A 25,108-nucleotide genomic window follows, 5' to 3' on the forward strand; every position below is an offset into this window, starting at 1 on the left:
TCGCTTCGGCGAGCCTTTTTTATTGCAGCGCTGCTTCACCCGGTCGAGTTCTATCTTCGTTAATCATTGCGGTTAACTTTGATAACTAGTACGACGCCCCTCACTTCGACAGACACTCCTAACATATCCCCATAAGTGCCACAGCCAGTTCAAAGCCATGAGAGACTGATTATCGCTTACTGGAAGCCAACCCATACATGCAACCGTTCAACGGACACACAGGGCGATATAGAGCTCGATACTGTTAATGTGCATTCACCTCCCTAAGCAAACTAAGCGGCAATACTTCTAGCAACACGTTCATCCGAGCTAACGCCTTAGAATACGACAACGTAGATAACGGTTATGTGGCCTCACAGCGTCGCTGTGAACCTATAACATCCTACGTAACAGAGGGACGTCTATAACCACGACAGGGAAGTCCAGAGTTCGGTTAATGATTAACTGCTGCGCCAAACAAACAAAAACGGAGCCAACAGGCTCCGTTTATCTACATTTATCAGCAGTGTTTTAATTCTATACGTTTAAGCGATACGCTTAGAAGAAGTATTTGAAACGAACACGAACGCCTTTGTCGTCATCTTCAGCAAAGTTACTTGATGCAGTCTGAGCTGCATCCGTTTTGTCATCTACTGTTGTGTAGTATGCACCTAGGTAGATAGAGAAATCATCAACCGTGAGAACATCAGCAAATTCATAAGATGCATACCAAGTATTCACGTTCACATCACCCGAAGCGTAGCTAGTAGATACTTCTTTGTTTTCATATTCGTTAGCGGCGTGGATAAAACCAAGACCAAAGCCTTTGTATAGAGCGTTAACACCAACAGACATGTTGTTCTCATCAACTGCATCCATGTACGCGAAGTTAGCAATCAAGTTCCAATCTGTTGTTGAGTAGTTCGCCGTTAAGCCATAACCTTTACGGTCTGAGATATCAACTTCACCATTAACGCCATCCACAACTACCGCATCTTTAACTAGGTTTGCTTCCATTGAGGCAGCAATTCCGAAACCACCCATTTGGTAGCCGACTACCGGACGTAATAATACTGCGTCTTTCGTGCTCTTAACATCCTTTCCGTGGTACTGACGTTGACCTACGTTACCGGTAGTGCCAAATAGCACATCTCGCTCGCCTATCATTGAAGCAACTTCAACATATAGATTATCAAATGATTGGCTATACATTAGCTGACCGCTAGAGCCACGACCACGACCTTCTTTCATTTGGTATACATAAGCAGAACCATCCTGAACAAGATCGTTCGCTGTATCACCAGAGTACTCAAGGAAAGTATCTTGACCTACTGGGAACATATCAAATGCTTCGAAACGACCCATACGTAGGTTCCAGCCTTCTTGAGCACCGAACGCAAACCATGCATCATCTAGCGCAACATTGCCGCTGCTTTCCATTAACGGTTGCACATTAACCTGTAAAACGTGGCCATTTTGTGTGTAACGCTCTCCAGCAAATTCAAGAAGAATACGCCCTGTTTGGTCGAACTCTTTTGACGTTTGTGATTCACGATCTTGGAAGTTGAAATCGAATTCAACGTCACCGCCGATTGAGAAGTTACCTGTTTCATTATCAACAATGCTGATTCCAGCATTGGCACCCATTGCTGTTGACACTAAGATTGCAGCAAGCGAAAGCTTAAATGTGTTTTTCATTATGAACCCCGAGAAATGTAATAAAATTTTTATTGTTCGGCTCTTATCTTCGCCTTTACTTAGTTAACTTCTATGAGCCAATCATTTGCAAAGGGAATAACCAAGATGCCTAAAAGTTATATATCCAATGAACGAGGTAAAGTTTCACTAAAAAAAAGAATATCGACAATCCTAATAATTTAAAAATGCCTATCTAAATCACGCTTTTAGATAAATAGAAATATCGTTATATATCAACATCTTATATATAAATAAATATATGTTTAGCATAAAAGATATTTTTTAATATAATTGATGGGAACTTTTTATCAGGAAAAATAAATTCAGTGATTGAGATCACGGTGTAGACTAATGAAACAATAAGAAACATTGCTGCAATAGTGTTAACTAATAGTTTTGTAATTGTAAGTTATTGACTAATCTAGGAGCAATTCAAACCTCGATAATACGACATAGCAGCTCGTCGCTATACTCATACTAAGGCGCCCCTTTCTAAGGTGTCGCCATTTCAATGCATAAGCAACACGTTCCTTAATAACTTCTTGCTATTAGCCGAGATTGAACTAGTTTAAAATATAGAAGCTAGTTTGATTGGAGGCATGGCGTTATGGAAAGAACTCTAGAAAAGGAAATCGTAACGACGGTGCATGATCTTAATAACGCTCAATTACTTGAAGTGAAACGCTTTATAGAAACCATGACGTCAACCAAGCACAGTAGAGAACTGCTGAGTGAGGAAGAGATAGACATGATTCGTTCACTCACCTCTCGCCATCAACGTAAATAGCAAGACTGTATATAGTCTTATTGGACAGATTAAACACAAAGAGGCCAGCATTCTGCTGGCCTCTTTGTGTTTAACTATTTTAAGATGACACGAAGCTAAAAAGTGACAGCGTCACCAAGGTGCGCATCCATTCATTATCTAGATGCCGTAACTAACTCCTGAGGCGTTGGCCATGTATAAACAAACTCATCTACTTTCTTCCCACAAGGTGAATCTCCTCGCTGGCTTAATGTTTTTACACCACCAACAGACTCATAAAAGTGCACCGCCTCTTTATTGTCTGCAAGTACTTCCAAAAACACGCCATTGTCGGGGTAATATTTATCAGCCCATTCCATTGCTTGCAACAGTAAGGTCTGACCAACCCCGCGTCTTTGCGCAGAAGAAGACACATGCAAGTTGTCGATGATAGTTCCATATTCAGCACTATGATTACCAAATAAGCAAATGAAGCCTAATAGCTCACCCTGCTCTTCCGCCAGAATAACGTGCTGGCTGAATGGAGGGTTTAACAACCTCGCCTGCCAAATCAACAACTTATCATCCAGGGCTTGTTCATCAAGATACGATTGTCGCATCATCCCTTTATAACTCAATTGCCAACTTTCAGCATGCAACTGAGCGATACGTTTATAATCAGAATATTCTGCTATTTTAAAATCCATTTAATAGTACCTACTGCTTAACTATTGTCATATCCATTGATTACATACTAATAAAATGTAAACAAATTGCAATCTATGCTACGTAAAAGCTAATGGTTCGCGCAATTATCCTTCGAAACCGACCGTTTACAGCGCATGATTTTACGCTTAGCCAAAAATGCCTTACCTTGCATACAGTCGGCCTCATCGGTCGTGAGCTTGGTTAAAGTAAAGACTTTGTCATCCAAACATCACAACCGTTATGCAGTGTGCCCGGATAAGGCTTATCTAAATGCTGGAAACCCACCGATTCATACAGGTGAATCGCTGACTTCATCCCAGCTAGCGTATCCAAATAACACGAGGTAAACCCCTGCTCTTTCGCAAAGGATAAGCATTGGGTCGTCAGCGCCTTACCAATTCCATGCCCCCGGCTTTCAGGAAGTAGGAATAATTTTTTTAACTCGCAAACGTTAGATTCGCGACCAAAAGGCGCTACGCCACAGCCTCCAACTACCTTGCCGTCAAGTAATGCGACCAAGTATCGACTTTTCAGACCAATACCATAATGGGCACTCATCGCATTGACTTCATCATCCGAAGGACCAAAGCCTTCACCGATCGCTCCAAACTCGGCACCGACTCGCTTAATAATATCTCGAACGGCATCATTATGTGGTTCCGTTATTTCTAAAATGTCTACCTGCATAATGACTCTCCATCAATGTTAAGTTATGCGCGCAATAAAATCAGATTAACGATAACCCCTTACGATTGAAAGGAATTTATTGGCATAAACCATACCCTTAACCATTGATCTAGCGAGAGCATTTAATAGATACATGAAAGCATAAGATAGAAGATAGATGTGATTTCACTCCCACACTCAACACGCTACTATCACCACTTAAGTAGGCTGATCACACTCACACTCACGATGACAGTTTAAAATCACAATGGCTAACACTATGAATTCAAGATATTTACTGGCAACCATCACTATGACGGCGTTTGCGCTCAATTCGTTATTTGCGCGTTATGCGTTGGGGTTCCAGGCCATCGACCCGATGAGCTACACGCTTGTTCGCCTCTTAAGTGGCGCGATCACATTAACCTTACTTGCCCTGGTATCATTCAAATCAGCACGTAGCTCAGACTCATCTTCACTTGGATTTCTACCTTCTTGTTATTTAGGGGGGTCACTCTTAGGATATGCTATCTTATTTTCTCTTGCCTATGACCGCTTAGATACCGGAGTGGGTGCACTGATTCTTTTCGGAACGGTTCAACTAACGCTCATTGGTTATCACCGACTAACAGGTCATGTCATTTCAAAAATGGAAGTGGTTGGTATTGGGATTTCCATAGCGGGGTTTGTCACGCTCATGCAGCCTTCTCAACAGCAGCCTGATTTCGGGGCAGCGATATTAATGTCACTATCGGGGTTAAGTTGGGGGATCTTCACAATTTTAGGTAAGCAAACCAACCAAGCGCTAATTGCAACCAAACAGGGCTTTATATTCGGTGCTAGTTTAATGGTGATCCTCTACTTAAGTAGTGCGCTCTTTAGCGTGACCCCACTCCACCTGACAACGCAAGGCGTTAGCTTTGCGTTACTTTCTGGTATCGGCGCGTCAGCTATTGGCTACTATTTATGGTATTTACTGCTGCCGAAAATCGACCTTTTACAAGCCTCCTTGTTACAGCTTACGGTCCCTGTCATTGCATTAGTGCTTGGGATGATATTTATCAATGAGAAAATAACCGTCTATTCTTGTATTGCTACCCTACTGATTCTAGGTGGTATTGCACTCGTCTCATACAGCAAAGTGCGCTCACAATAATACCGCTAAGAAAACAAACAGTATCGCCAATACCACTTCAAATTAGATACAAAAGGATAATTGGTAACTCAGCGCTATTTAGTCTAGTTTAGGCGTCGATTACGCTTCCACCTTTTAGGATGAATTATGTTGAACTTCAGTCTCAAATCGCTGCTTTTAAGTCTATTATTTTCGGTCATAAGCACGGCTAATGCCAGTTCTGATGACGCTCTACCGCCAGACTCGGAAGCGGGACAACCTCTCGTCAACCTCACTATGATGCTTGACCTCAAAGGCATTGAAGCGTCTATTAATCAATCGAGTCAATCCATTGATAACCTAGCGGTATCTTTAACGTTACTATCAAAGAATAAAAGTTTAAATGAAGAACAACGACAAGTTCTTGTTGATACGATTGAAAATATTGACGAACTTACTGAATTATCAAAAGCATCTTTGATTGCTTTACCGGGAGCATTGGAGCAGTCACAGAATTCGATCGCAAAAAGTACCAAAAACTTTGTCTATGATGTTCGTTTTAATGTTTTATTACTGCTTGGTGTTGTCGTTCTCGCTATCGTATTAGCGCTAATTGCCGCTTACTGGTTTATTTTACGCCCAATGCAAGGCACCATTTTACTCGCCACAAGAAATGTATCTAAAATGGCGAGCGCCATTCACAAGACGGCAAGTGCACTGGAAACAACCACAGAAAATCAGAAAGTCATTACCCAACGCCTCAATGATAAAGACGCCGAACAAACTCAATCATCGGACCAAACCTCTCTCAATTGAGGCCATCCCCATGTGGTAATTTCGACCCCTTTAATCACACCATGAAAGCTCAATGTTTGTCTATGATGGAACATTGGGCTGACGTAACCTTCATAAATTAAAGCCGAGCAAATGGGCTCTAAGTGCTCGAGATAATCTCGAGCGACAATGGACTCCCTTACTGTATTAAGTTGATCGCGTAACCAGCCGTTGGATTCTTCACTCAATACTGATTCAATCACCGGGTCACTTGCAAACGCCAGCATCGCCGACACTTGACGGTTATCATCCAAGTTGAAATTCGTTAACACTAAATCATAATCCAACACGCCCTCCCTCGCCTGCTTTAGAAACTCTCGGTGCGGCAAAACCGCGATCGAGACGGTCACATTAAGGCTCGCTAGGATAGACTGGATAGCTCGACTACAGCGAATTAACCCACGATGATCATAAACCGCAATAGTAAGTGAGGATGGAAGATCGGTAGGCATTGCGCGAATTCGCTTAACCTGATGCCAGAAAGGGAAAAAATTATGCGCTACCTGTGCCCCAAAAGTCATTTGAAGTTCCACTAGAGCTTGCCAAATCTCTTCCCCTCGCAAACATTCACTCAACCACTTTCTCTGTTCTACGCCTAAGCATTGAGTTCGTTTGTTTTGATTAAACAGCAAAAACAAACACCCATCTTCGATACGTATTTGAGAGCCGTGGTGCGATAACGCGCTCTGATACTGAGTAGGCGTCATTGAGTGACTTCGAATTGAGTCTTGTGCTAGCAAATTATTATTATGAACATCAATCAGCGGCGCAGCCGGCGCCGTATTACCACTGTCGGTATTAATGACTTTACCGCCAAGCAATGCATGCTCACAAAGTACGGAAGGATCATCGGGTACCTTATTATTAAGCAACCAAATCGTCACTTCATCTGTTAATGCTCGTAATGAAAAATAGCGTTCATTGGCTAATAGAGACACTTTCTGGTCGGTATGCTCTTGTAACAAAAACACTCCTGACCCCACAATTCTATTTGTGAGGCTCCAAGCATCATTAAGCTGTTGCGGAGGTTGAATTGAATATTTCAGATCACTTAACAGTGCACAAAAGCCACGGTCTGGTTGAGCTAGGGTTACCACAAACTTAAGATCATGAACGACCTCAACGGACATCACATGGTCCAACTCATACTTGTAGAAAGGCAGCTTAGACAAGATTAATAATAAATTACAAACCACTTGAGCCGTGATCGCGTCACCGTTATCAAATTGTAGTCCCGGTCTTAAATGAAAGCTCCAACGACGAAATGAGTCCTCACTTTGCCAATAATGGGCCAATTCAGGCTGCAAATTACCGTCTTCCCCCATCGAAACCAAACACGAATAAAGCTGACGAATGAGAAAACGCTCACTATTTCGCTGAGGCTTGTGAGGAACAAGACGTTCAAAAGAGCGATCATAAGTAAGCTGAACATTGACTCGCCCTTCTTTTAATACCGCTCCCGAGGTTTGCTGTAGCAAAGTGCCAAACAACACTTGGTCGCCATCAAGAAAGTCGAGAGCTTTTTCATATTTGCCCGCCGTCACCCAAGACTTAGCAACTTGCTTTTTTACCTCTTCTGCACTGTATAAACGTGCGAGTGTGGAGCGTTGGTTCCTACCTGACTGTGGCCGCCAGTTAACCCATCCTAGCTCAGTCATCTGCTTGAGTAATGTGCGGGCATGCCTAGGACTGGTGAACAAATCCTCTGCAACATCGCCCAACAGTACCTTACATTCTTGACCAAGAGGATAATCTAACAGTCTAGAGTAATAGCGAAAAAGGTTTGATGATTCCAAGATACCTACCGACAACAAGCTAAGTTTGTTCCTCATTTTAGTATAAGTCGGCGAAGTTTTGAATTATTGGCTTAAATCTCCAATAACCGGAACAAAAACCAATAAAATCACTCTCTTTTTTTCTTCCTTATAAATACGATAATAGCAACATAGCAATCGGCGTTAGTTTATTACCCCCCACTGATAACAAGGCAGCTTCCTATGAAACACTCAACCACACAACAAACTGACAATAACAGTCGCCCTATGGCCAAGTACTACCTGAACCAATTAAATGGCGATAAAAGTAAGCTACACCGCTTAGCATTAACGCTACTCATTGGGCTTTGCCAGTTTTAAACGCACATTTTGATTTGCGATGGCTTCAGCATCACGGTTTATGCTCCAACCCCCAACAAATCACTATGTTGTTGCCATCGCTCCCTCTACTATCGAATACAGTGACTATCGAATACAGTGACTATCGAATACAGCGACTATCGAATACAGCGACTATCGAATATAGTTACCATCGAATATAGATCGGCGTCCCAATTTTAACCAAGGTGATCAATTCATCCATTTCTGTGTTAGTAATGGCAATGCAGCCATTGGTCCAATCAAAGCTTTGAATAAACTTAACGGGTTTGGTGTAGCCATTTTTGAGGCCGTGTATTTTGATATTGCCCCCTGCACTGACACCTAACTCTTCAGCACGGCGGCGATCACGTAAGTTCGGATAACTGATGTGCATCGAACGATAGAACGCAGAATCATTCATGACAAAATCCAAATAGTACTTTCCTTCTGGTGTGCGGTTATCTCCCTCCTGGACTTTATGCCCTCTCGGGTTCGGCCCGAGTGAGATCCGATATTCTCTTACGACAACTTCGCCTGACATTAAAAACATTCTTCGTATCGATTTTTTTACTTCGACACGGTCTATCACCGCCATACGGTCAATATTTGTTTTTAATTCAGGGTCGAGGGGTAAGCTGGAACTCACGGGGAGGTTGACTGTAGTGCCGTTTGGAACCACCGCACGTTGTAGCATTGGTGGGGATGACTTAATGGGTTCAGCATTTACTGGTTGATCGACAGGCGCATTATCTGTGCGCAGCTCAAATGCCTGCGCTGCCCACGTCACTACAATGGCGAATATAACGACCACGGCTCTCATCAACATTCACCTCCCTTATTTATTCGCCCGGAGTTTATACCGACTCGAACCACATGCCAAGACACTGCCGTCTACTAAAAGTATAGGTTAGAGATTAATAATCTTATTGTTGCAATATGACAACACAGATTAGTTAAAATGACTATATATCAACAATAATTTCTACCCTACACTGTATTGGTCGTCAAAAAGAGGGTGTGACCTCTTAACTATGAAAGGTTTTATAAGATGAAAAAATTGGTCGTTATTACAGGTGCGAGTTCTGGTATTGGTGAAGCTATTGCACGTCGCTTGAGTGCAGCTGGACACCCTCTTCTACTGCTTGCACGCCGTGTTGAAAAACTAGAGCAGCTGGGTTTACCTAATACGCTTTGTGAAAAAGTAGACATTACCGATAAAGTGACCTTCGAAAACGCTATCAAAAAAGCCGAAGCGCAATTCGGTCCTGCAGACGCATTAGTCAACAACGCGGGTATGATGCTGCTTGGTCAGATTGATACTCAAGACGCGGCTGAATGGAAGTCCATGTTTGACGTTAATGTGATTGGCCTTCTCAATGGTATGCAAGCGGTACTTGCTCCAATGAAAGCGCGCAATTCCGGCACCATCATCAACATTAGTTCAATCGCTGGGCGTAAGACATTTGGTAACCACGCCGCATACTGTGGTACTAAATTTGCTGTGCACGCAATTTCGGAAAATGTCCGCGAAGAAGTCGCTGAATCAGATGTTCGCGTCGTCACTATTGCACCTGGCGCCGTTGAAACTGAATTATTATCTCATACTACATCACAAGATATTAAAGATGGTTACGACCAATGGAAGGAAGTCATGGGTGGCGTATTAGCCGCTGATGACGTGGCAAGAGCCGTAGAGTTTGCCTATTCGCAACCACAAAATGTCTGTATTCGCGAAATTGTATTGGCTCCTACTCGCCAGCAGCCATAGCTCTTAAACTAGAAACTAGAAACTAGAAACTAGAAACTAGAAACTAGAAACTAGAAACTAGAAATAAAATACCTCAGCAATTCGTTAATTGCTGAGGTATATACGCAATAGGCGACGAACACCGCTTATTGCGCTTCTGGTAAGTGCCCAGATTTAAACCAAAGCGTCGTAGCGCCACTAACATAAGGCTCATGCTGGCTTCCATGTGGACTGCGGGTCCATGTGCCTGCGGGGTAAGTACCTAAATCGTCTTTAAGCTCTCCCTCCAAAACAAAAATCTCTTCACCACCAAAATGGCCATGAGAATGATAACTGTCGGCGCCCGCCCAACGAATAAGCGCGACTTGCTCGTTCGCATGCTTATGTAACACCATTACCTCAAGCTTTTCACCACATTTGTCCCAAGTGGACTGCGTGGTATCAATGCGTACAAACTGACTATCATCTTCGGCAAACTGATTAAGTTTCACCAAAATAATACAGCCTTGCTCGCTAAAAGGTGTATGACGACTGCCTGGTGGATTCCTTAAATAGGTTCCCGCCCCATAATCTCCTGTTTCATCAGAAAACACGCCTTCTAACACGAGTATCTCTTCCCCGTGTGGGTGAGCATGTTGGCTAAAACTGGCCCCAGGGAGATATTCAACAATACTAGTGACATGACCTGACTCGCGAGCTTCTCGCTCCAAAGGTTTACGGCGTACACCGCTTGCAGGAGAGTCGACCCAAGGTTGTGATGCCGTATCGATCACAACACGCTTACTAAAATCCATATTCAACATTTCGACAACTTTCCATTGTTGATACTAATCGTCATCGCTTAAGCTGCTGGTAAAGAGCGCCAACAACAACCTCCATCAGCGAAAGCATAACAAATTATTCATGTAAATTTCACTTCAACATGGCGTGCATCCAGTGAAAAGCCCCGAATCGACACAGCACTTAACGCGTTTCAGCAAGGAAAGCGTTTAAAGTAGAAGGGCTGAGTCATTAGCTTCATTATATTTCTGGCAACGCCACAATAATTAGGATACTCAACATAATATCCGATACACTATCCCTTCATCTTTATTCATTACGTTTATGTAGGCGCCTCTATGTACAGTGACTGGTTCAGTCAACCTGCACTTATTGCTATGTTACTGATCTTTATTGGATCATTTGTGCAGACTTCTATCGGGTTTGGTTTAGCGATTGTTGCAGCGCCGTTGCTATTTCAAGTCTCACCCGATTATGTACCCGCACCAATTTGCTTGGTTGCACTGTTTATCTCTATTCTTAATGCTGCCAAGCATCGCAGTAGTATTGCGCTTGGCGGGTTAAAGATGGCATTGATTGGTCGAGTCCCAGGTTCGCTTGCAGGCGCACTCTTGCTGCTCTACGTCTCAACGCAAGTCTTATCTTTATGGCTAGGGTTGCTTGTTGTATTTGCGGTCGTAATTAGCTTGTTGCCATTTAGAATTGAACCCACACCCGCCAAAATGGGGATTGCTGGTTTTTTCTCAGGATTTTTTGGTACTAGCTCCGGCATTGGTGGCCCACCAATGGCTTTGCTGCTTCAACATCAAGAAGCAAACCAGTTACGTGGTAATTTGTCTGCGTTTTTCGTCTTTAGCTCAGTCATTTCACTGCTTGTACAAGCGCCAATTGGTTTTTTAACACCCCATCACCTACTAATCACCATCCCACTGATTCCTGCGTCGTGGCTTGGCTATAAACTTGCTCTATTAACGACGCACTCCTTGCCTAAAGAAAAAATCCGAGTCGCAGCATTATTATTGTGTTCAATTAGTGGGATGACTGCTATATATCAGGGGTTATAACTGGCTAAGTGTATAAAATAAAATTCATACACCACTAAAATCAAATAGAGTCAGCATATAGCTGACTCTACTCATTATTTTATATAAGTAGCTAAACAGAATAAAGTTTATAGCTTTTTCATATCTTGGGGACATGATTGAAGATGTGTTGTCACAACATGGCCATCACCAGTCAGGCAAATAGTCCCTGGTGCTCCACCTTCTTCTGCCACACTACTAAACGACAGCGCTAAAAACCCGAAAAAAATCATCATGAGTCTCATAAGCCATTTCCTTCCCTTGATTTATTATTAATAGGTAGCTGAATATAACTACATTAAAAGTGTAGAAGAATAATTACCTATTTCAAAGTTCGCGGTGATTAACATTAAATTACTGACCTAATGTCACATTACGTATATATCATTCTAATTTAATCATTTCCAAATCAAATAATAATTGACCTAAAAATAACATTTAGACATACATAGCCATATACAATGTTTAAATAAGTCACGAGTAAGGTCGTTAGCATGCGTATAAAACTGGGGGTTCTGAGTATCGTAGCAAGTGTCTGTATGGTCACTGGCGCGGCAGCCGTTCACTTTGATTCACTCACGTCTCCGAAATCGTTTGATACTTATGCTCAAATTATTAAACAGACCTATGAAACGCAGCTTTTTACGCTTTCCGTGTATAAGCAAGGTCATTATGGGTTGAGAATGTACCGCCAAACTCAAGATCCCAAATATTCTGTCGTGGTTTGGAATGACATGGCCAACGTCGTCAACCGTCTCAATACCCTCTCCAAATATGTAAAAACTCGCCAAGAGATTCAAGACTATTCCAACGACCGCCTCAATGATTATAAAAAAGGCAAAGATGAACGTAGCCAACGCCGCTACGCCGCCAGCAAATCAGATCCCGAATACTTTTATATGGGATTAGATTTATTACGTTATATGGCCAGACTCAATGAATATGGACTGCAGCATAAAGACGACAAAGCACTTCGCGCACGTCTCAAACGCTATGATTTCCAATCTACCCTAACCGACCCGACTATGATAAAAGCGTGGGCGGCACAACTTGCTAACCAAGCCTATTGGCTTAAGCAAATAGGTGAGCAAGATTATACCCAATCCTTTATACAAGCATTCCAAGACACCTATCCAGAAGGTGAAGACTACCGCCTTAATGAGCAGCAATTTGCTAATAAGCTGTACGGTATGACTCATATTATTTTGGCCGACTCCGAGTATTATCAACGAACGGTTAACGAAAGCGACCATAAATGGATATACGACTACTTTAGAAAAAATATCGACGATATCATTACGCATACTAAAGAAGACGTTATTGCCGAAGTAGGGCTAACCTTCTTACTTGCGGGTCTTGAAGACGACCCGGTGGTACATAAAACTCGACAAGCCATCATCAAGGCCATCAACAAAGAAAAAGGCATGATTCCTTCGGCATCTGGGGACTTTGACTTTGCTTACGGCGAGCACCGTAATGTGCTTGCCATCATGCTACTCAGTTGGCAAACACCCAAAGCTGGACCTAATCTGCATCTAACACCAAAAATATTTGCCAAACTTCCCTACGGCGCGGTAAAGAAACCGATCTAACAAAAATGCCCCTTAAGACAAGGGGCATTAACGCTTCACTTCAAACAATGGTTCTAACTCAACAGCGTCAAAATATGCTGGCTGCCGTTTAGTCAGAAAACTACCATTATAGATACTTAAGAGAATCTCCATCTTCAGTAAAGACATGCACTTTTTCTGGCTGAGCGGTCAGATGAATACGCTCACCTTTATGAAAGTCTAAAATACCTGGCAGTTTGGCCACCGTACTTTCCTCGTGACCCTCTACACGAATATGCAGCAACGTCACCTCTCCTAATGATTCGACAAACAGAACCTCACCAGAAATTAATGCCTCACGCTCAGTTGATACCAAGAAGTCCTCCGGCCTGATCCCAATCTGTAGGGGCAACCCATTTAGGGTATCGGACGCGGAGATCGGTAAGTCAACCTCAACGCCATTCTCGGCGCGTATACGAGAGACGTCTCCTGCTTTAATCATCGATGCAGGGCTGATATTCATTGATGGTGAACCAATAAACTGCGCCACAAACACATTACAAGGATTCGTATAAAGCTCCAATGGCGTGCCCACCTGCTCGATACGCCCGGCAGAAAGCACCACGATACGATCAGCCAGCGTCATGGCTTCTACTTGATCGTGCGTGACATAAATCATTGTCGTTTCTGTCATTGCCTCTTTAAGGTTGGCAATTTCAATACGCGTCTGTACTCGCAGCGCGGCATCAAGGTTTGACAACGGTTCATCAAATAAGAACACCTTAGGTTGACGAACAATAGCGCGCCCTATGGCCACCCGTTGACGTTGACCTCCCGACAAGGCTTTCGGTAGGCGATCTAAATAAGGTTCGAGCTGCAACATACGCGCCGCTTCCATTACTCGCTCATGAATCGCCTCTTTCGGCTCTTTGGCAATGCGCATCGCAAAGGCCATGTTGTCATACACCGTCATATGCGGATAAAGTGCATAGGTTTGAAAAACCATTGCAATACCACGCATTGCGGCAGGCAGTTCATTTACCCTAGCGCCTTCAATACACAGCTCGCCTGCGGTGATCTCTTCAAGCCCCGCAATCATTCTCAATAGTGTGGATTTACCACAGCCAGATGGACCAACAAATACGATGAACTCACCTTGATTGATGTCGAGATCAATCCCATGAAGTACCTGTGTTTCACCGTATGATTTTTGTATGTTTTTTAAAGATAATCCTGTCATCTCATTATTCTCATCGTTGAATCAAGTACTGTTTATTTAACAGAACCAGAAAGTAGCCCACGCACCAAATAGCGCTGCAAAGTAAAAAAGACGCCCAATGGTACCGCAATTGATACAAATGCGGAGGCAGTTAAGATTTCCCAGTTCCCGCCCCGAGAACCAAGCAATTCACGCAGGCGAGCCGTCAGTACCATATGCTCTTCCCCCGTGCCTAAAAACACCGTTGCGACAAGTAAATCGTTCCAAACCCACAAGAACTGGAAGATAGCGAACGACGCTAAAGCTGGAAATGACAGAGGCAGCACGATTCTCATAAAGATTTCAAAGTCTGTCGCTCCATCGACTCGAGCCGACTCTATGATTTCTCTTGGGAGACTGGAAATATAATTGCGTAGCAAGTAAATCGCCAGCGGCAAACCGAAGCCAGTATGAGCAAGCCATATACCTAGGTAGGTCTTTGCCCCCACACCAAAAAACGCACCAATATCATTGTAAAGACGCAGTAGTGGAATCAAGGACATTTGCAATGGCACCACCAACAAGCCTACCACTACCGCAATCAGTAAATTGCGCCCCGGCATTTTCATCCACGACAATGCATAAGCCGCATACGCAGCAATCAAGATAGGGATGATGGTCGCTGGAATCGTCACCGTTAAAGAGTTAATAAATGATCGTCCAATCCCTTCCGCAGTTAACACCTCTTTGTAGTTATCCAATCCGAACTTGGGAGGAACAATCGCCGTATAAAATACTCGCTTGCCACGTTTACCTTTAAACGGCTTTAACGATGTCATCTTGTAATGACCATCCGTCGTCATACTTAACGAGCCACCATTTTTCATCTCGGCGACATCGCCAGGTTTATATGCCGTTGGAGCACGAGACGAAAAGCCAAAAGCTTGAACTTGTGTCGGTTTACCGTCGACCAATACTTGTCCCGTTAAAACATAAACCCCATTTTCCTGAATTTGTGAGTCCGGCGCACCGGTTCTGTCGACTAAGTTTTGCTCTGAATTCGTCAGTGACGTCCACCAGCCCGTTAAAGCTAGCTGATCTTTATCCCGAAACGATGAAATGAATAACCCAGCCGTTGGGAGCGTCCATAAAATGACAATCACAAGCACCGACAAATGCACCAACAGCGTTAACGGAGAACGACGCAATTTACTCAAGCTAAACGCTGCTTTACTCACATGACCGGCAGAGGGAGTGGCAATTTTATCCGTCATTTAACGTCCCTCCATTTGCGCATGAGCTTGGCGCATATTCCAAACCATAACAGGAATAACCGCCACCATAATAATCACCGCAATGGCGGCGCCACGACCAAAGTCGCCGCCCCCTCGGAACATCCAATCAAACATCATATTCGCAAGAACCTGTGTACTCCATTGACCATTCGTCATCGCCAGCACAATATCAAAAACCTTCAAAACCAAAATCGTGATCGTGGTCCATACCACTGCAATCGTCCCCCAAATCTGCGGAATCAAAATCTTGAAAAAGATTTGTACCCCATTCGCACCATCAAGCACGGCTGCCTCAACCGTTTCTTCGGGAATACCACGTAACGCCGCGGACAAAATAACCATCGCAAATCCGGTTTGTATCCAAATCAAAATCACCATGAGAAAGAAATTATTCCAGAAAGGCATTGTGACCCATGCTTCTGCCGTCCCACCAAAGAACTCAACAACAGCATTCAGAATCCCAATTTGATCAGATCCCGGCGCACGATAGTCGTAGACGAACTTCCAAATAATGGATGCGCCAATGAAAGAAATCGCCATTGGCATAAAAATTAAACTTTTCGCAATGTTGCCCCAGCTGACTCTATCGGTCAGCGCCGCGATAACCAACCCAAAAAATGTCGACGCGGCTGGCACCACTAAAAGCCAAAGAATATTATTAAACAGTGATTCTCTAAACTCACCATCGTTAAACAGCCACACATAATTGCTCATGCCGACAAACTGATCGCCATTACGATCATGCAAAGACAAGTACACCGACTCAAAGACGGGATAAACAAGATACAAACCAAGAAAAGCCAACGCTGGCCCAAGAAACAACCAAGGTCTTACCGAAGCGGCGCGGCGCAAGTTCTGAGCCATTTTTTGATTGGATACGCCGCGAGCAGGAAAGATAATACCTAATAGCCAATTGCTGCCAACGAAATAGAAAACACAGACCGCAACGCCCAATGCCATGATAAATAAAGAGGAATAAAGCTGTTCCATTACTGCCTCACTTGCAGCCCTAGACTACACAAAAATACAATCAAAAACCGGCAATCGCTTCACGGTGAACCGATCGCCGGTGATACTACTTTACTGTTGGGTTTAAACACTCAAACCCAATATTGAACTGTTCGCTATTTAAGCGCGTCCCACGTTTTCTGAATGTCGTCCGCCACTTCTTGTGCCGGTTTGCCACCGCTGTAGTCCACCATACCGGTCCAGAACGCACCCGCGCCAATCTTACCTGGCATTAAGTCTGAACCATCAAAGCGGAAGGTCGTGGCATCCAGCAAAATTTGCCCCTGCTTCTTCAAGGTATCATTGCCATAAGTCTCAACATTGGCGCCTTTATGAGGCGTTAAGAAACCAGATTGCGCCATCCACACTTCGTGTGCCAATGCTGACTGTAGGTATTCCATGAAGGCACGAGACGCTTTTGAGTCTTTAGTAATACTCCACAACGTACCCGCCCCTAAGACTGGCTTACCTAACTCTTTTGACTCATAAGAAGGGAAATAGAAGAAGTCTGCATCTTCGCCTAACTCTGTTCCTTCAGGGAAAAAGCTTGGGATAAATGAGGCTTGGCGATGCATGTAGCACTTCGCAGGAGACGTAAACAACCCTTTTGGTGAATCACGGAAATCCGTCGCTGCTACCGCACGTGCACCACCATCAACAAACTTGTCATTACGTGTGAACCAGCCATATTCTTCAATTGCCTCTACCACTTTCTTATCGTTAAATTTAAGCTCGTTGGTCGTCCATTTGTCGTAATCTGCTGGAGACTGCGTACGTAACATCATGTCTTCTACCCAGTCTGTCGCTGGCCAGCCAGTCGCGCCACCAGAACCCACGCCAACACACCATGGTGTTTCACCATCATCTACGATTTGTTGAGTTAACGCTTTCAGCTCTTCCATTGTCTCTGGAACGTCATAGCCAGCATCTTCGAAGTTCTCTGGCACATACCAAACCAGCGATTTCAAATCCACTTTGTAGAAGAAGCCAAACAATTGCTCATTGCCCTTTTCGTCTGGGAAAGTACCCAAATCTACCCAAGAAGAACCAGCGGCGTAGTTTTCTTCAATCCATTCACTCGTTTTAGGATCGAGTGGGGACAAAAACCCTTTCGACGCCAGATCGGCGGCAAGGCCCGGTTGCGGGAAGATAACAATGTTAGGTGCGCTGCCAGCCTGAACATCAATGGCGATTTGTTGCTCGAATGAGTCGGAGCCTGAATACTTAACATCAGCTCCCGTCGCGGCTTCAAAATACGCAATTACGCTTTCAACCAACTCTTTATCTTCGGTCAACCACGGACCAAAAATGGTGACAGTTTCGCCCTTGAGATCCAGTTTCTTCAGCTCTTCGTAGTTTTGCCACGTAAAGCGGTCATCATCACCCGGGGTAAATTTAAGATCAGCAGCGAATGCGGAAGAAGCAGAAATCGCAACAGCTACTGCAGTAGCAAGTAGGGAGGTTTTCATCGGTCAGACTCCATGTATTAGATACTCTGGTTTAGTAAGTCAGTGCTTTGACTCTTTTTATAATATGTCGCTTGGTTTAAATCGGATTGCTCTGGCGTTTTACTGTATGCCAAAGAAGCTCAGACATCACCGTTTATATCCACGGTTAATTGGCTAAACCTATAAATCACACATTAAAACCTTATTGATACTTCAACCAGTTCTTATCTGAGTGTTGTGCCTGAGATCATGTTTTACAAACTGCCATCCACCATAGGGTGATGGAGTTCATAATAATAGCCAGCGCCATGAAATTTCATCCGCTTTATGTTGCTTGAACCCCTTAGACTGTTTGATAAAACTTAGATAACCTAGCCATTATTCCAGTGAATTAGATATTAGAATATACCTCTTCTCAACCAAGAATTATCCGTTAGATGTATAGACGTCATTCGATATCACTCTCTTTTGAAGGAGCATAACAATGAGTATGGAACCAAGATGGTGGCACGACGCTGTCGTTTATCAAATCTATCCACGCAGCTTTAATGATTCAAACGGTGATGGTATTGGCGATATTCCCGGCATTATTGAAAAGCTAGATTATATTCAGTCCCTCGGTAGTAACGTTATTTGGCTTAGTCCTGTCTACCAATCGCCAATGGAAGATAACGGCTACGACATTTCAAGTTACCGTGACATTGCCCCTGAATTTGGAACCATGGCGGATATGGAAAAGCTATTATTCGAAGCTGACAAGCGGCAAATTAAGATCGTGATGGATCTTGTGGTCAACCACACCTCTGATCAACACCCATGGTTCCAAGAGTCTAAAAGCAGTAAAGACAATCCCAAACGAGATTGGTATATATGGAAAGATCCTAAATCAGATGGTACGCCTCCTAACAATTGGGAGTCTTTTTTTGAGCCACAAGCGTGGACCTTAGATGAAGCAACAGGTCAGTACTACTTACATCTGTTTAGCCACCAACAACCCGACTTAAATTGGGCAAACCCAGACGTTCGTCACGCGGTTTATGACATGATGCATTTCTGGCTTAAAAAAGGCTTAGGCGGTTTTAGAATGGACGTCATTAACATGATCGGTAAGCCGTCAGACTTCCCAGATGCGACCATTTTTGATGCTGGCGTCGCGGGCTGGGAGCATTGGTCAAACAACCTACTTGCGCACCAATACCTGCGCGAAATGCATGATCACGTGCTGCAGCACTATGATGTGCTCACCGTTGGTGAAACACCCTTTACCACTACTTTAGATGGACGTTACTACTCACACCCTGATCGCAACGAAATTAGTATGATCTTCCAGTTTGAGCACGTGAGTATCGATCGCGAAGAACATAACGCCGTGAAAAAACCGTTTGACCTAGTGCAGTACAAAGAGATCATGTCACGATGGCAGCAAGACCTTTATCAAAAAGGTTGGAACAGTGTTTACTGGAGCAATCACGACCAACCTAGGGCAGTATCTCGTTATGGTTCAGACTGCCCTCAGTATCGCGTTGTCAGTGCTAAAATGCTCGCCACCACGCTTCATTGCATGAGCGGCACACCTTATATTTACCAAGGTGAAGAGCTTGGGATGACAAATAAGCACTTTGAGTCTATTGAAGAATTTAATGATCTCATGGCGAAATTTCATTATGAAAAAATGATGAAGAAAGGTCTGTCGCCAGAAGAAGGGCTAGCGTTTCTTAATGACTTTTCTCGTGATCATGCCCGTGTGCCAATGCACTGGGACAGTAGCAACAATGCTGGATTTACCAACGGACAACCTTGGCTACCATTAAATAGCAATTATACCGAGATCAATGCACAACAAGCCGTCGACGACAAAACGTCGATCTATCATCACTACCGCCAACTGATTGAATTGCGCAAAGCATCCCCTTATAGAGATGTGATTGTTTATGGACGTTATGAGCTCATCGAACCGGAAGACGCACACGTTTATGCCTATTTGCGCCGTCATGAGCAACGAGCATTGTTAGTTATAAGCAACTTTACCGACCAACTTCAAACTCGTCATTATTCATTCAACATCGAAAAAATGGTGCTAAACAATTACTCTGATGATGAACTCAATTGGACATCACTCAAGGCGGTGACACTAAAACCGTATCAATCGGTTATTATCGAAGTCGCTTGTTAGCGATTAATTGATTATTTAAAACGCAAATATCAAGATCATGAAAAGCCGTTCACGCCGCGGCTTTCTCTTTTCATTCACTTACAACACCGCAAGGCTCTATCGTCAGTCCTCAAGCTATTGTCATCCAGCCGACTAGCCATTCCATTAAAGATACTGATACTTCCCTCCCTAAAAAATAACCACTTCCGATACGTCCGCGTAGCGTCACATGAGCAATTGTAAGTGAAATGTTATTGTTGATGACAAGTCGTTACCAATAATGACCTTTGTCACCCGATAACAAAGAAAATGGAGTTTACATGTCTCAAAGAGAAGTTGTTGTACTGAGCGGTGTACGTACCGCAATCGCAGATTTTGGTGGAGCATTGAAAGATGTGGCTCCCACTGATCTTGCTGGCCAAGTAATCGCAGAAGCCGTAAAAAGAGCCAATATCGCCCCCGAAGACGTGGGACACTGCGTTATCGGCAGCGTCACGCATAGTGATCGACGTGATATGTATATGAGCCGTGTCGCTGCGCTCAAAGGAGGCTTACCAATAGAAACGCCAGCGCTAACCGTAAATCGACTATGCGGATCCGGGCTTCAGTCTATTATCTCTGCTGCACAAATGATTTTGCTTGGCGATTGTGACGCCGCCGTTGCTGGCGGAGCGGAGTCGATGACGCGCGTCCCTTACTGGTCACCTAGCGCACGATTTGGCTCAAAAATGGGGGATACTCAACTGATCGACCCAATGGTCGGCGCCCTCACCTGCCCAATTAACGATACCCACATGGGGATCACCGCTGAAAACTTAGCCGAGCAGTACAATATTAGCCGAGAAGAGCAAGATGCTTGCGCATTAGAAAGCCATCGACGGGCGCAACGCGCCATTGAAGAACAGCGCTTTGGCGACCAAATCCTCCCTATTGCTCTAAAAACTCGCCGCGGAACCACACTCTTTGATACAGACGAACACGTCCGCTTTGATGCCGAAGTAGGGAGCTTTTCTAAATTGCGCCCCGCCTTTAAAAAAGAAGGAACCGTCACCGCTGGTAACGCATCAGGAATCAACGATGGCGCAGCGGCACTAGTGCTTATGGAAAAAAATGCAGCAAAAGCTAAGGGGCTAAAGCCCATGGCAACCATGTTAGGCTACGCTATCGCGGCCGTTGACCCAGCGGTGATGGGCATTGGTCCTGTGCCGGCTGTTCGACAATTACTCGATAAAACGGGGGTGAGTGTCGATGACATCGACATCTGGGAAGCCAACGAAGCATTCGCCGCGCAAGCCCTTGCAGTGACCAAAGGACTAAACCTAGATCCTGAAAAAGTGAACCCTAATGGCTCAGGGATCAGCTTAGGCCATCCAATTGGTGCTACAGGGTCACTGATTTCCGTTAAAGCCCTTTACGAGCTTCAACGCATCAACGCTCGCTATGCCGTCGTCACCATGTGTATTGGTGGCGGCCAAGGAATTGCTGCACTTTTTGAGCGATATCAAGACTAGCGCCAAGATTATCATTCTACAGATAGACGCTATTCAGCGTCTATCTCATTCCAGTTCATATGTTTACATGTTTACATGTTTACACGTTTACACGTTTACACGTTTACACACCGTCTCTACCTCGCTGTCGGAAGACAATAAAGATAGATCGTTTTGGTACTATTAAGTTAGACGGGGCTTAGGTGAGCAAAACAGATCTGCCCCAGAGTTTGTTAGTACTGCTCTGCGTTCAATGAATTTCACGATTTTGAACTAATTGTAGGCAAATGACTGGATCTGTCCCCATTGCCTGCGATACGCCTCTAGTTTTAGCGTATGTGATGTTAACATACCAAATACGCATGGAATGACCTCTAATATACTGATTAACTACAATATGACAGTAACTTATCGCGCAATAAAACAAGATGAATTTGCCATGATGGCGCAGCTAGAACAGCAATGCTTCGGCGCTCATGCTCTGCCAGATTTCTTTTTTCGTCAGTCTTACGATTGCTGGCCAAAAGGATGCTTTGCTGCGTTTCAAGAGCAAAAGATGCAGGCTTTTTTGATCCTCGCGCAAAGTGAAACGCAAGATATCGGTTGGATTCTATCTGTAGCAGTGTCGCCTGAACTGCAAGGTCAAGGCATTGGGCGCAAGCTACTGACCCGATTACTGGAGCAACAGAATTACGCTCGTGTGCGCTTGACTGTTGACCCTGCAAATCCCGCGGCGCTGCGTCTATATCAATCACTTGGCTTTAGGAAAATTGCTGAAGAAGCAGATTACTTTGGACCTAACCAAACGCGGTGGGTGATGGAATATAGTCTCAACTTATTAATATGAGAGCTTACTAACACGTGACTTGTGACAGTTAAGGCATTCTAAGTGCAGAGAAGAAAAGGATTCTATTAATGTTAAAAAGCACCAAGCTTGATAACGAAGATAAACTGGTTAAAAAGGCACTAGTGAATAGCCACTAACTTAATAAACGCGATCGAATTAGACTCAGTGCTTCATTTACCCAAAGTCAGCTTATCCGAAAGAAGTCGACTTGAGCGTCAACTCAAAAACGTTTTAAAAACTAATCAATTTTTATTGTTTCTGTTAGCATCAAAAAAAGCTTAGCCTTTACAGACTAAGCTTTTATACAGCGATGAAATTTAGCATTCATCTTAATCAACAAGCATGCCTTAATTTTCGAGCGTAGACTAATTAGGAAGCATAACCGTCGCTTCACCCTGTATTGCCACCTGCCCCTCTTCAGTCAACACTTCCGTGAGCAATGTAACAATCGGTTTATCTTCACGGATGTGTTTTACTTCCACACGTGCTGTCACCGTTTCTCCAACACGAATTGGGCAAGTAAACTTCAACGTTTGTCCCAGATAAATCGCGCCAGGGCCCGGTAGTTTTGATGCTAATAATCCCGAGACTAAGCTCGATGCCAACATGCCGTGTACAATCGGCACCTCAAACGGCGTCATAGCAGCAAAGGCTTCATCTAAGTGAACGGGGTTATAATCTTCCGCCAGTGAAGCAAACGCTTCGACAGCGGCTTTATCAAGCGTCTTAGTAAGACTTGTATGTTGACCAACCTCAAGCGACATCTTTCTTTTCCTCATCGTTGGCTAGGACTTCTTCAATACGTTGTTTCACGTAAGTGCCAGGAGCATCAAGATCACCCGTCAGCGTTCTTGGGTCTAACTTTTCAGAGAAATTACGCGTATCCAACCACTCTTGCCAGTGCGGCCACCATGAACCCGTTTGCTTGTCTGCGGCTTCTAACCAAGTATCGGCGTCAGTTTTCACGTTCGGGTTGGTCCAGTAGCCGTATTTAGTTGAGTTAGCATGATTCATAGGACCGGCAATATGTCCGCTTTCTGCTAACACAAATGTGCTCTGTCCGCCTAACAGTTCAGTCCCTTTATACGTTCCTTTCCAAAGGGCAATGTGATCCTCTATGGCAGATAAGAAGTAGATTGGGGATTTCACTTTAGACAAATCAATACCCACACCATCAATCTCTATGGCATTAGGTTGGCTCAGTTTATTCTCCAAATAGAACTGACGGAGCATTTGGTTGTGACAAGCCGCAGGAACGTTGGTGTTATCACAGTTCCAATGAAGCAGATCAAATGCGACCGGTTTTTCACCTTTTAGATAATTCGTCACGTAATAGTTCCAGTACAAGCTGTTTTCACGTAACAAACTAAATGACACCGCCATCTGGCGACCGTCCATATACCCTTTCACGGAATTTTGCGCTTCAATTGCCGAGATCATCGCATCGTTAATGAAGATACCTAGCTCTCCAGGCTGCTTGAAGTCCAAGATAGTGGTGAGTAGCGTTGCGGACTTTATCCGTTGTTTACGCTTTTTCCCTGCCATGTAGGCCATCGTGGCGGTCAATAAGGTGCCACCGATACAGTAACCCAAACCATTAACTTCACGCTCTCCGGTTGCGGCCTCGATTGCATCCAGCGCTGGGATCAGGCCGTCAGTGACGTAAGTACCGAAATCAGTTTCACTGTATGTTGCATCTGGATTAATCCACGACACCATAAAGACGGTGTGTCCTTGATCGACCAACCACTTCACAAATGAACGCTTTTGACTCAGGTCCATAATGTAGTACTTGTTTACAAACGGCGGCACAATCATCATTGGGCGCTTGTAAACATTTTCTGTTGTCGGCTGATATTGAATCAACTCAAACATATGATTCTTAAAGACGACCTTACCCGGTGTCGCAGCAATATTCTCGCCAAGCGTAAAGGCTTCAGCGTCTGTCATACGAATATTTAGCATGTCTACACTACGAGTCATGTCTTCTTGCAGTTGCTCTAGCCCCTTAATCAAATTAGACCCATTGGACTCCAATGTGAGCTTCATAATTTCTGGGTTAGTGGTTACAAAGTTGCTTGGTGACATCGCATTAAGAAACTGACGAGAGAAAAATTCCAAGCGTTCCTTTGCATCAGGGTCGAGATCTTGCGCTTCATCAATGGTTTGTTGTACAGACTGGCAAACGAGTTTGTAGCTTTCTTTGATATAATGATAAAGCGGATTAGATGCCCAGCTTTCATCTTTAAAGCGGGGATCTTTTTCAGGTGCGTTAGGATCGCCAGCGCCTAAAATACAGTCATTGAAGAGATTGATTTGTTGATTCCACCAATTCATCTGCTGCTCTAGCACCGTTGTTGGATTTTTAGTGACGGATTGCGCTAATGCACTCCAATCTTCAACCTGTGACTTAAAAATCGTCGATTGAGTTGGTTGTTGGAAGTTGCCGAGCCAGCTCTCACTTGCTTGAAAGTAACTGTTTATAATGTCTTGAAAGGGTGCGTTGTTATTCATCATCTCATCCCTGTACTGTGAATGAAGTGGCGGCCCTGCTCTACGACAAAAGAGTTATAAAATAGCGGAGCTCTACTGCACAATCGCTCAACCTAAATAGCTCGAAGCATAGACCGCC

General features: G+C 44.0%; 23 protein-coding genes. 10 read left to right on the top strand and 13 right to left on the bottom strand.

From position 1 onward, the window contains the following. Positions 1 to 537: 537 nt before the first annotated feature. On the bottom strand, positions 538 to 1,677 hold the full coding sequence (locus MD535_RS12310) for a carbohydrate porin (protein ID WP_265675318.1): 1,140 nt from the start codon (positions 1,675 to 1,677) through the stop codon (positions 538 to 540). Positions 1,678 to 2,284: 607 nt separating this feature from the next. Here MD535_RS12310 and MD535_RS12315 point away from each other — a divergent pair. Continuing rightward, on the top strand, positions 2,285 to 2,464 hold the full coding sequence (locus tag MD535_RS12315) for a hypothetical protein (protein ID WP_265675319.1): 180 nt from the start codon (positions 2,285 to 2,287) through the stop codon (positions 2,462 to 2,464). Positions 2,465 to 2,598: 134 nt separating this feature from the next. On the opposite strand, the gene MD535_RS12320 is transcribed toward MD535_RS12315, so the two are convergent. Both MD535_RS12320 and MD535_RS12325 read right to left on the bottom strand, forming a co-directional pair. Beyond that, the gene (locus MD535_RS12320; protein ID WP_265675320.1) at positions 2,599 to 3,129 is read right to left on the bottom strand and encodes a GNAT family N-acetyltransferase; all 531 of its coding nucleotides are present in this window, start codon (positions 3,127 to 3,129) and stop codon (positions 2,599 to 2,601) included. 202 nt (positions 3,130 to 3,331) lie between these two features. Next, positions 3,332 to 3,817: a GNAT family N-acetyltransferase gene (locus MD535_RS12325; RefSeq protein WP_265675321.1), complete on the bottom strand. Its 486-nt coding sequence runs from the start codon at positions 3,815 to 3,817 to the stop codon at positions 3,332 to 3,334. 259 nt (positions 3,818 to 4,076) lie between these two features. Between MD535_RS12325 and MD535_RS12330 the strand changes: the two genes are divergently transcribed. Both MD535_RS12330 and MD535_RS12335 read left to right on the top strand, forming a co-directional pair. Continuing rightward, positions 4,077 to 4,952, top strand: a complete 876-nt coding sequence (locus MD535_RS12330; RefSeq protein ID WP_265675322.1) for a DMT family transporter — start codon at positions 4,077 to 4,079, stop codon at positions 4,950 to 4,952. A 126-nt stretch (positions 4,953 to 5,078) separates the two neighbouring features. Next, complete coding sequence (locus MD535_RS12335; RefSeq protein ID WP_265675323.1) at positions 5,079 to 5,726, top strand: hypothetical protein; 648 nt, start codon at positions 5,079 to 5,081, stop codon at positions 5,724 to 5,726. Here the strand turns inward: MD535_RS12335 and MD535_RS12340 are convergent. After that, complete coding sequence (locus MD535_RS12340) at positions 5,696 to 7,540, bottom strand: SgrR family transcriptional regulator (RefSeq protein WP_265675324.1); 1,845 nt, start codon at positions 7,538 to 7,540, stop codon at positions 5,696 to 5,698. The genes MD535_RS12335 and MD535_RS12340 overlap by 31 nt on opposite strands. Positions 7,541 to 7,741: 201 nt before the next feature. Here MD535_RS12340 and MD535_RS12345 point away from each other — a divergent pair, with 201 nt between their 5' ends. Next, positions 7,742 to 7,879: a hypothetical protein gene (locus MD535_RS12345; RefSeq protein WP_265675325.1), complete on the top strand. Its 138-nt coding sequence runs from the start codon at positions 7,742 to 7,744 to the stop codon at positions 7,877 to 7,879. 166 nt (positions 7,880 to 8,045) lie between these two features. Here MD535_RS12345 and MD535_RS12350 read toward each other — a convergent pair whose 3' ends face one another. Then, positions 8,046 to 8,474, bottom strand: a complete 429-nt coding sequence (locus tag MD535_RS12350; RefSeq protein ID WP_265675409.1) for a L,D-transpeptidase family protein — start codon at positions 8,472 to 8,474, stop codon at positions 8,046 to 8,048. Between the two features lie 453 nt (positions 8,475 to 8,927). On the opposite strand from MD535_RS12350, the gene MD535_RS12355 reads away from it, so the two are divergent. Then, positions 8,928 to 9,647 (top strand): SDR family oxidoreductase, encoded by a 720-nt coding sequence (locus MD535_RS12355; protein ID WP_265675326.1) that lies wholly within the window; start codon positions 8,928 to 8,930, stop codon positions 9,645 to 9,647. A 125-nt stretch (positions 9,648 to 9,772) separates the two neighbouring features. On the opposite strand, the gene MD535_RS12360 is transcribed toward MD535_RS12355, so the two are convergent. Continuing rightward, positions 9,773 to 10,429: a cupin domain-containing protein gene (locus tag MD535_RS12360; RefSeq protein ID WP_265675327.1), complete on the bottom strand. Its 657-nt coding sequence runs from the start codon at positions 10,427 to 10,429 to the stop codon at positions 9,773 to 9,775. Between the two features lie 315 nt (positions 10,430 to 10,744). Between MD535_RS12360 and MD535_RS12365 the strand changes: the two genes are divergently transcribed. Beyond that, complete coding sequence (locus tag MD535_RS12365) at positions 10,745 to 11,470, top strand: sulfite exporter TauE/SafE family protein (protein ID WP_265675328.1); 726 nt, start codon at positions 10,745 to 10,747, stop codon at positions 11,468 to 11,470. A 107-nt stretch (positions 11,471 to 11,577) separates the two neighbouring features. Here the strand turns inward: MD535_RS12365 and MD535_RS12370 are convergent, their stop codons facing one another. Continuing rightward, positions 11,578 to 11,733, bottom strand: coding sequence for a hypothetical protein (locus MD535_RS12370; RefSeq protein ID WP_265675329.1), 156 nt, complete (start codon positions 11,731 to 11,733; stop codon positions 11,578 to 11,580). A 249-nt stretch (positions 11,734 to 11,982) separates the two neighbouring features. Here MD535_RS12370 and MD535_RS12375 point away from each other — a divergent pair, with 249 nt between their 5' ends. Beyond that, positions 11,983 to 13,080 (top strand): DUF3541 domain-containing protein, encoded by a 1,098-nt coding sequence (locus MD535_RS12375; protein WP_265675330.1) that lies wholly within the window; start codon positions 11,983 to 11,985, stop codon positions 13,078 to 13,080. Positions 13,081 to 13,186: 106 nt separating this feature from the next. On the opposite strand, the gene MD535_RS12380 is transcribed toward MD535_RS12375, so the two are convergent. The 4 genes from MD535_RS12380 to MD535_RS12395 form a co-directional block, all read right to left on the bottom strand. Continuing rightward, complete coding sequence (locus MD535_RS12380; protein ID WP_265675331.1) at positions 13,187 to 14,278, bottom strand: ABC transporter ATP-binding protein; 1,092 nt, start codon at positions 14,276 to 14,278, stop codon at positions 13,187 to 13,189. Between the two features lie 32 nt (positions 14,279 to 14,310). After that, the gene (locus tag MD535_RS12385; protein WP_265675332.1) at positions 14,311 to 15,510 is read right to left on the bottom strand and encodes a carbohydrate ABC transporter permease; all 1,200 of its coding nucleotides are present in this window, start codon (positions 15,508 to 15,510) and stop codon (positions 14,311 to 14,313) included. Continuing rightward, positions 15,511 to 16,521, bottom strand: coding sequence for a carbohydrate ABC transporter permease (locus MD535_RS12390; RefSeq protein ID WP_265675333.1), 1,011 nt, complete (start codon positions 16,519 to 16,521; stop codon positions 15,511 to 15,513). A 134-nt stretch (positions 16,522 to 16,655) separates the two neighbouring features. Next, positions 16,656 to 18,008, bottom strand: coding sequence for an ABC transporter substrate-binding protein (locus MD535_RS12395; protein WP_265675334.1), 1,353 nt, complete (start codon positions 18,006 to 18,008; stop codon positions 16,656 to 16,658). Between the two features lie 469 nt (positions 18,009 to 18,477). Here MD535_RS12395 and MD535_RS12400 point away from each other — a divergent pair, with 469 nt between their 5' ends. From MD535_RS12400 to MD535_RS12410, 3 genes are all read left to right on the top strand, one after another. Further along, positions 18,478 to 20,160, top strand: a complete 1,683-nt coding sequence (locus MD535_RS12400; protein WP_390902929.1) for a glycoside hydrolase family 13 protein — start codon at positions 18,478 to 18,480, stop codon at positions 20,158 to 20,160. 299 nt (positions 20,161 to 20,459) lie between these two features. After that, complete coding sequence (locus tag MD535_RS12405; RefSeq protein WP_265675336.1) at positions 20,460 to 21,650, top strand: acetyl-CoA C-acyltransferase family protein; 1,191 nt, start codon at positions 20,460 to 20,462, stop codon at positions 21,648 to 21,650. A 376-nt stretch (positions 21,651 to 22,026) separates the two neighbouring features. Next, positions 22,027 to 22,476, top strand: coding sequence for a GNAT family N-acetyltransferase (locus MD535_RS12410; RefSeq protein ID WP_265675337.1), 450 nt, complete (start codon positions 22,027 to 22,029; stop codon positions 22,474 to 22,476). A 365-nt stretch (positions 22,477 to 22,841) separates the two neighbouring features. Here MD535_RS12410 and MD535_RS12415 read toward each other — a convergent pair whose 3' ends face one another. Both MD535_RS12415 and phaC read right to left on the bottom strand, forming a co-directional pair. Next, positions 22,842 to 23,240, bottom strand: coding sequence for a MaoC family dehydratase (locus tag MD535_RS12415; RefSeq protein WP_250617939.1), 399 nt, complete (start codon positions 23,238 to 23,240; stop codon positions 22,842 to 22,844). Then, the gene (phaC, locus tag MD535_RS12420; protein WP_390902930.1) at positions 23,230 to 24,990 is read right to left on the bottom strand and encodes a class I poly(R)-hydroxyalkanoic acid synthase; all 1,761 of its coding nucleotides are present in this window, start codon (positions 24,988 to 24,990) and stop codon (positions 23,230 to 23,232) included. The genes MD535_RS12415 and phaC overlap by 11 nt, the downstream gene beginning before the upstream one ends. Between the last annotated feature and the right edge of the window lie 118 nt (positions 24,991 to 25,108).

It is taken from the genome of Vibrio qingdaonensis, from assembly GCF_026191675.1.
Taxonomy (GTDB): domain Bacteria; phylum Pseudomonadota; class Gammaproteobacteria; order Enterobacterales; family Vibrionaceae; genus Vibrio; species Vibrio qingdaonensis.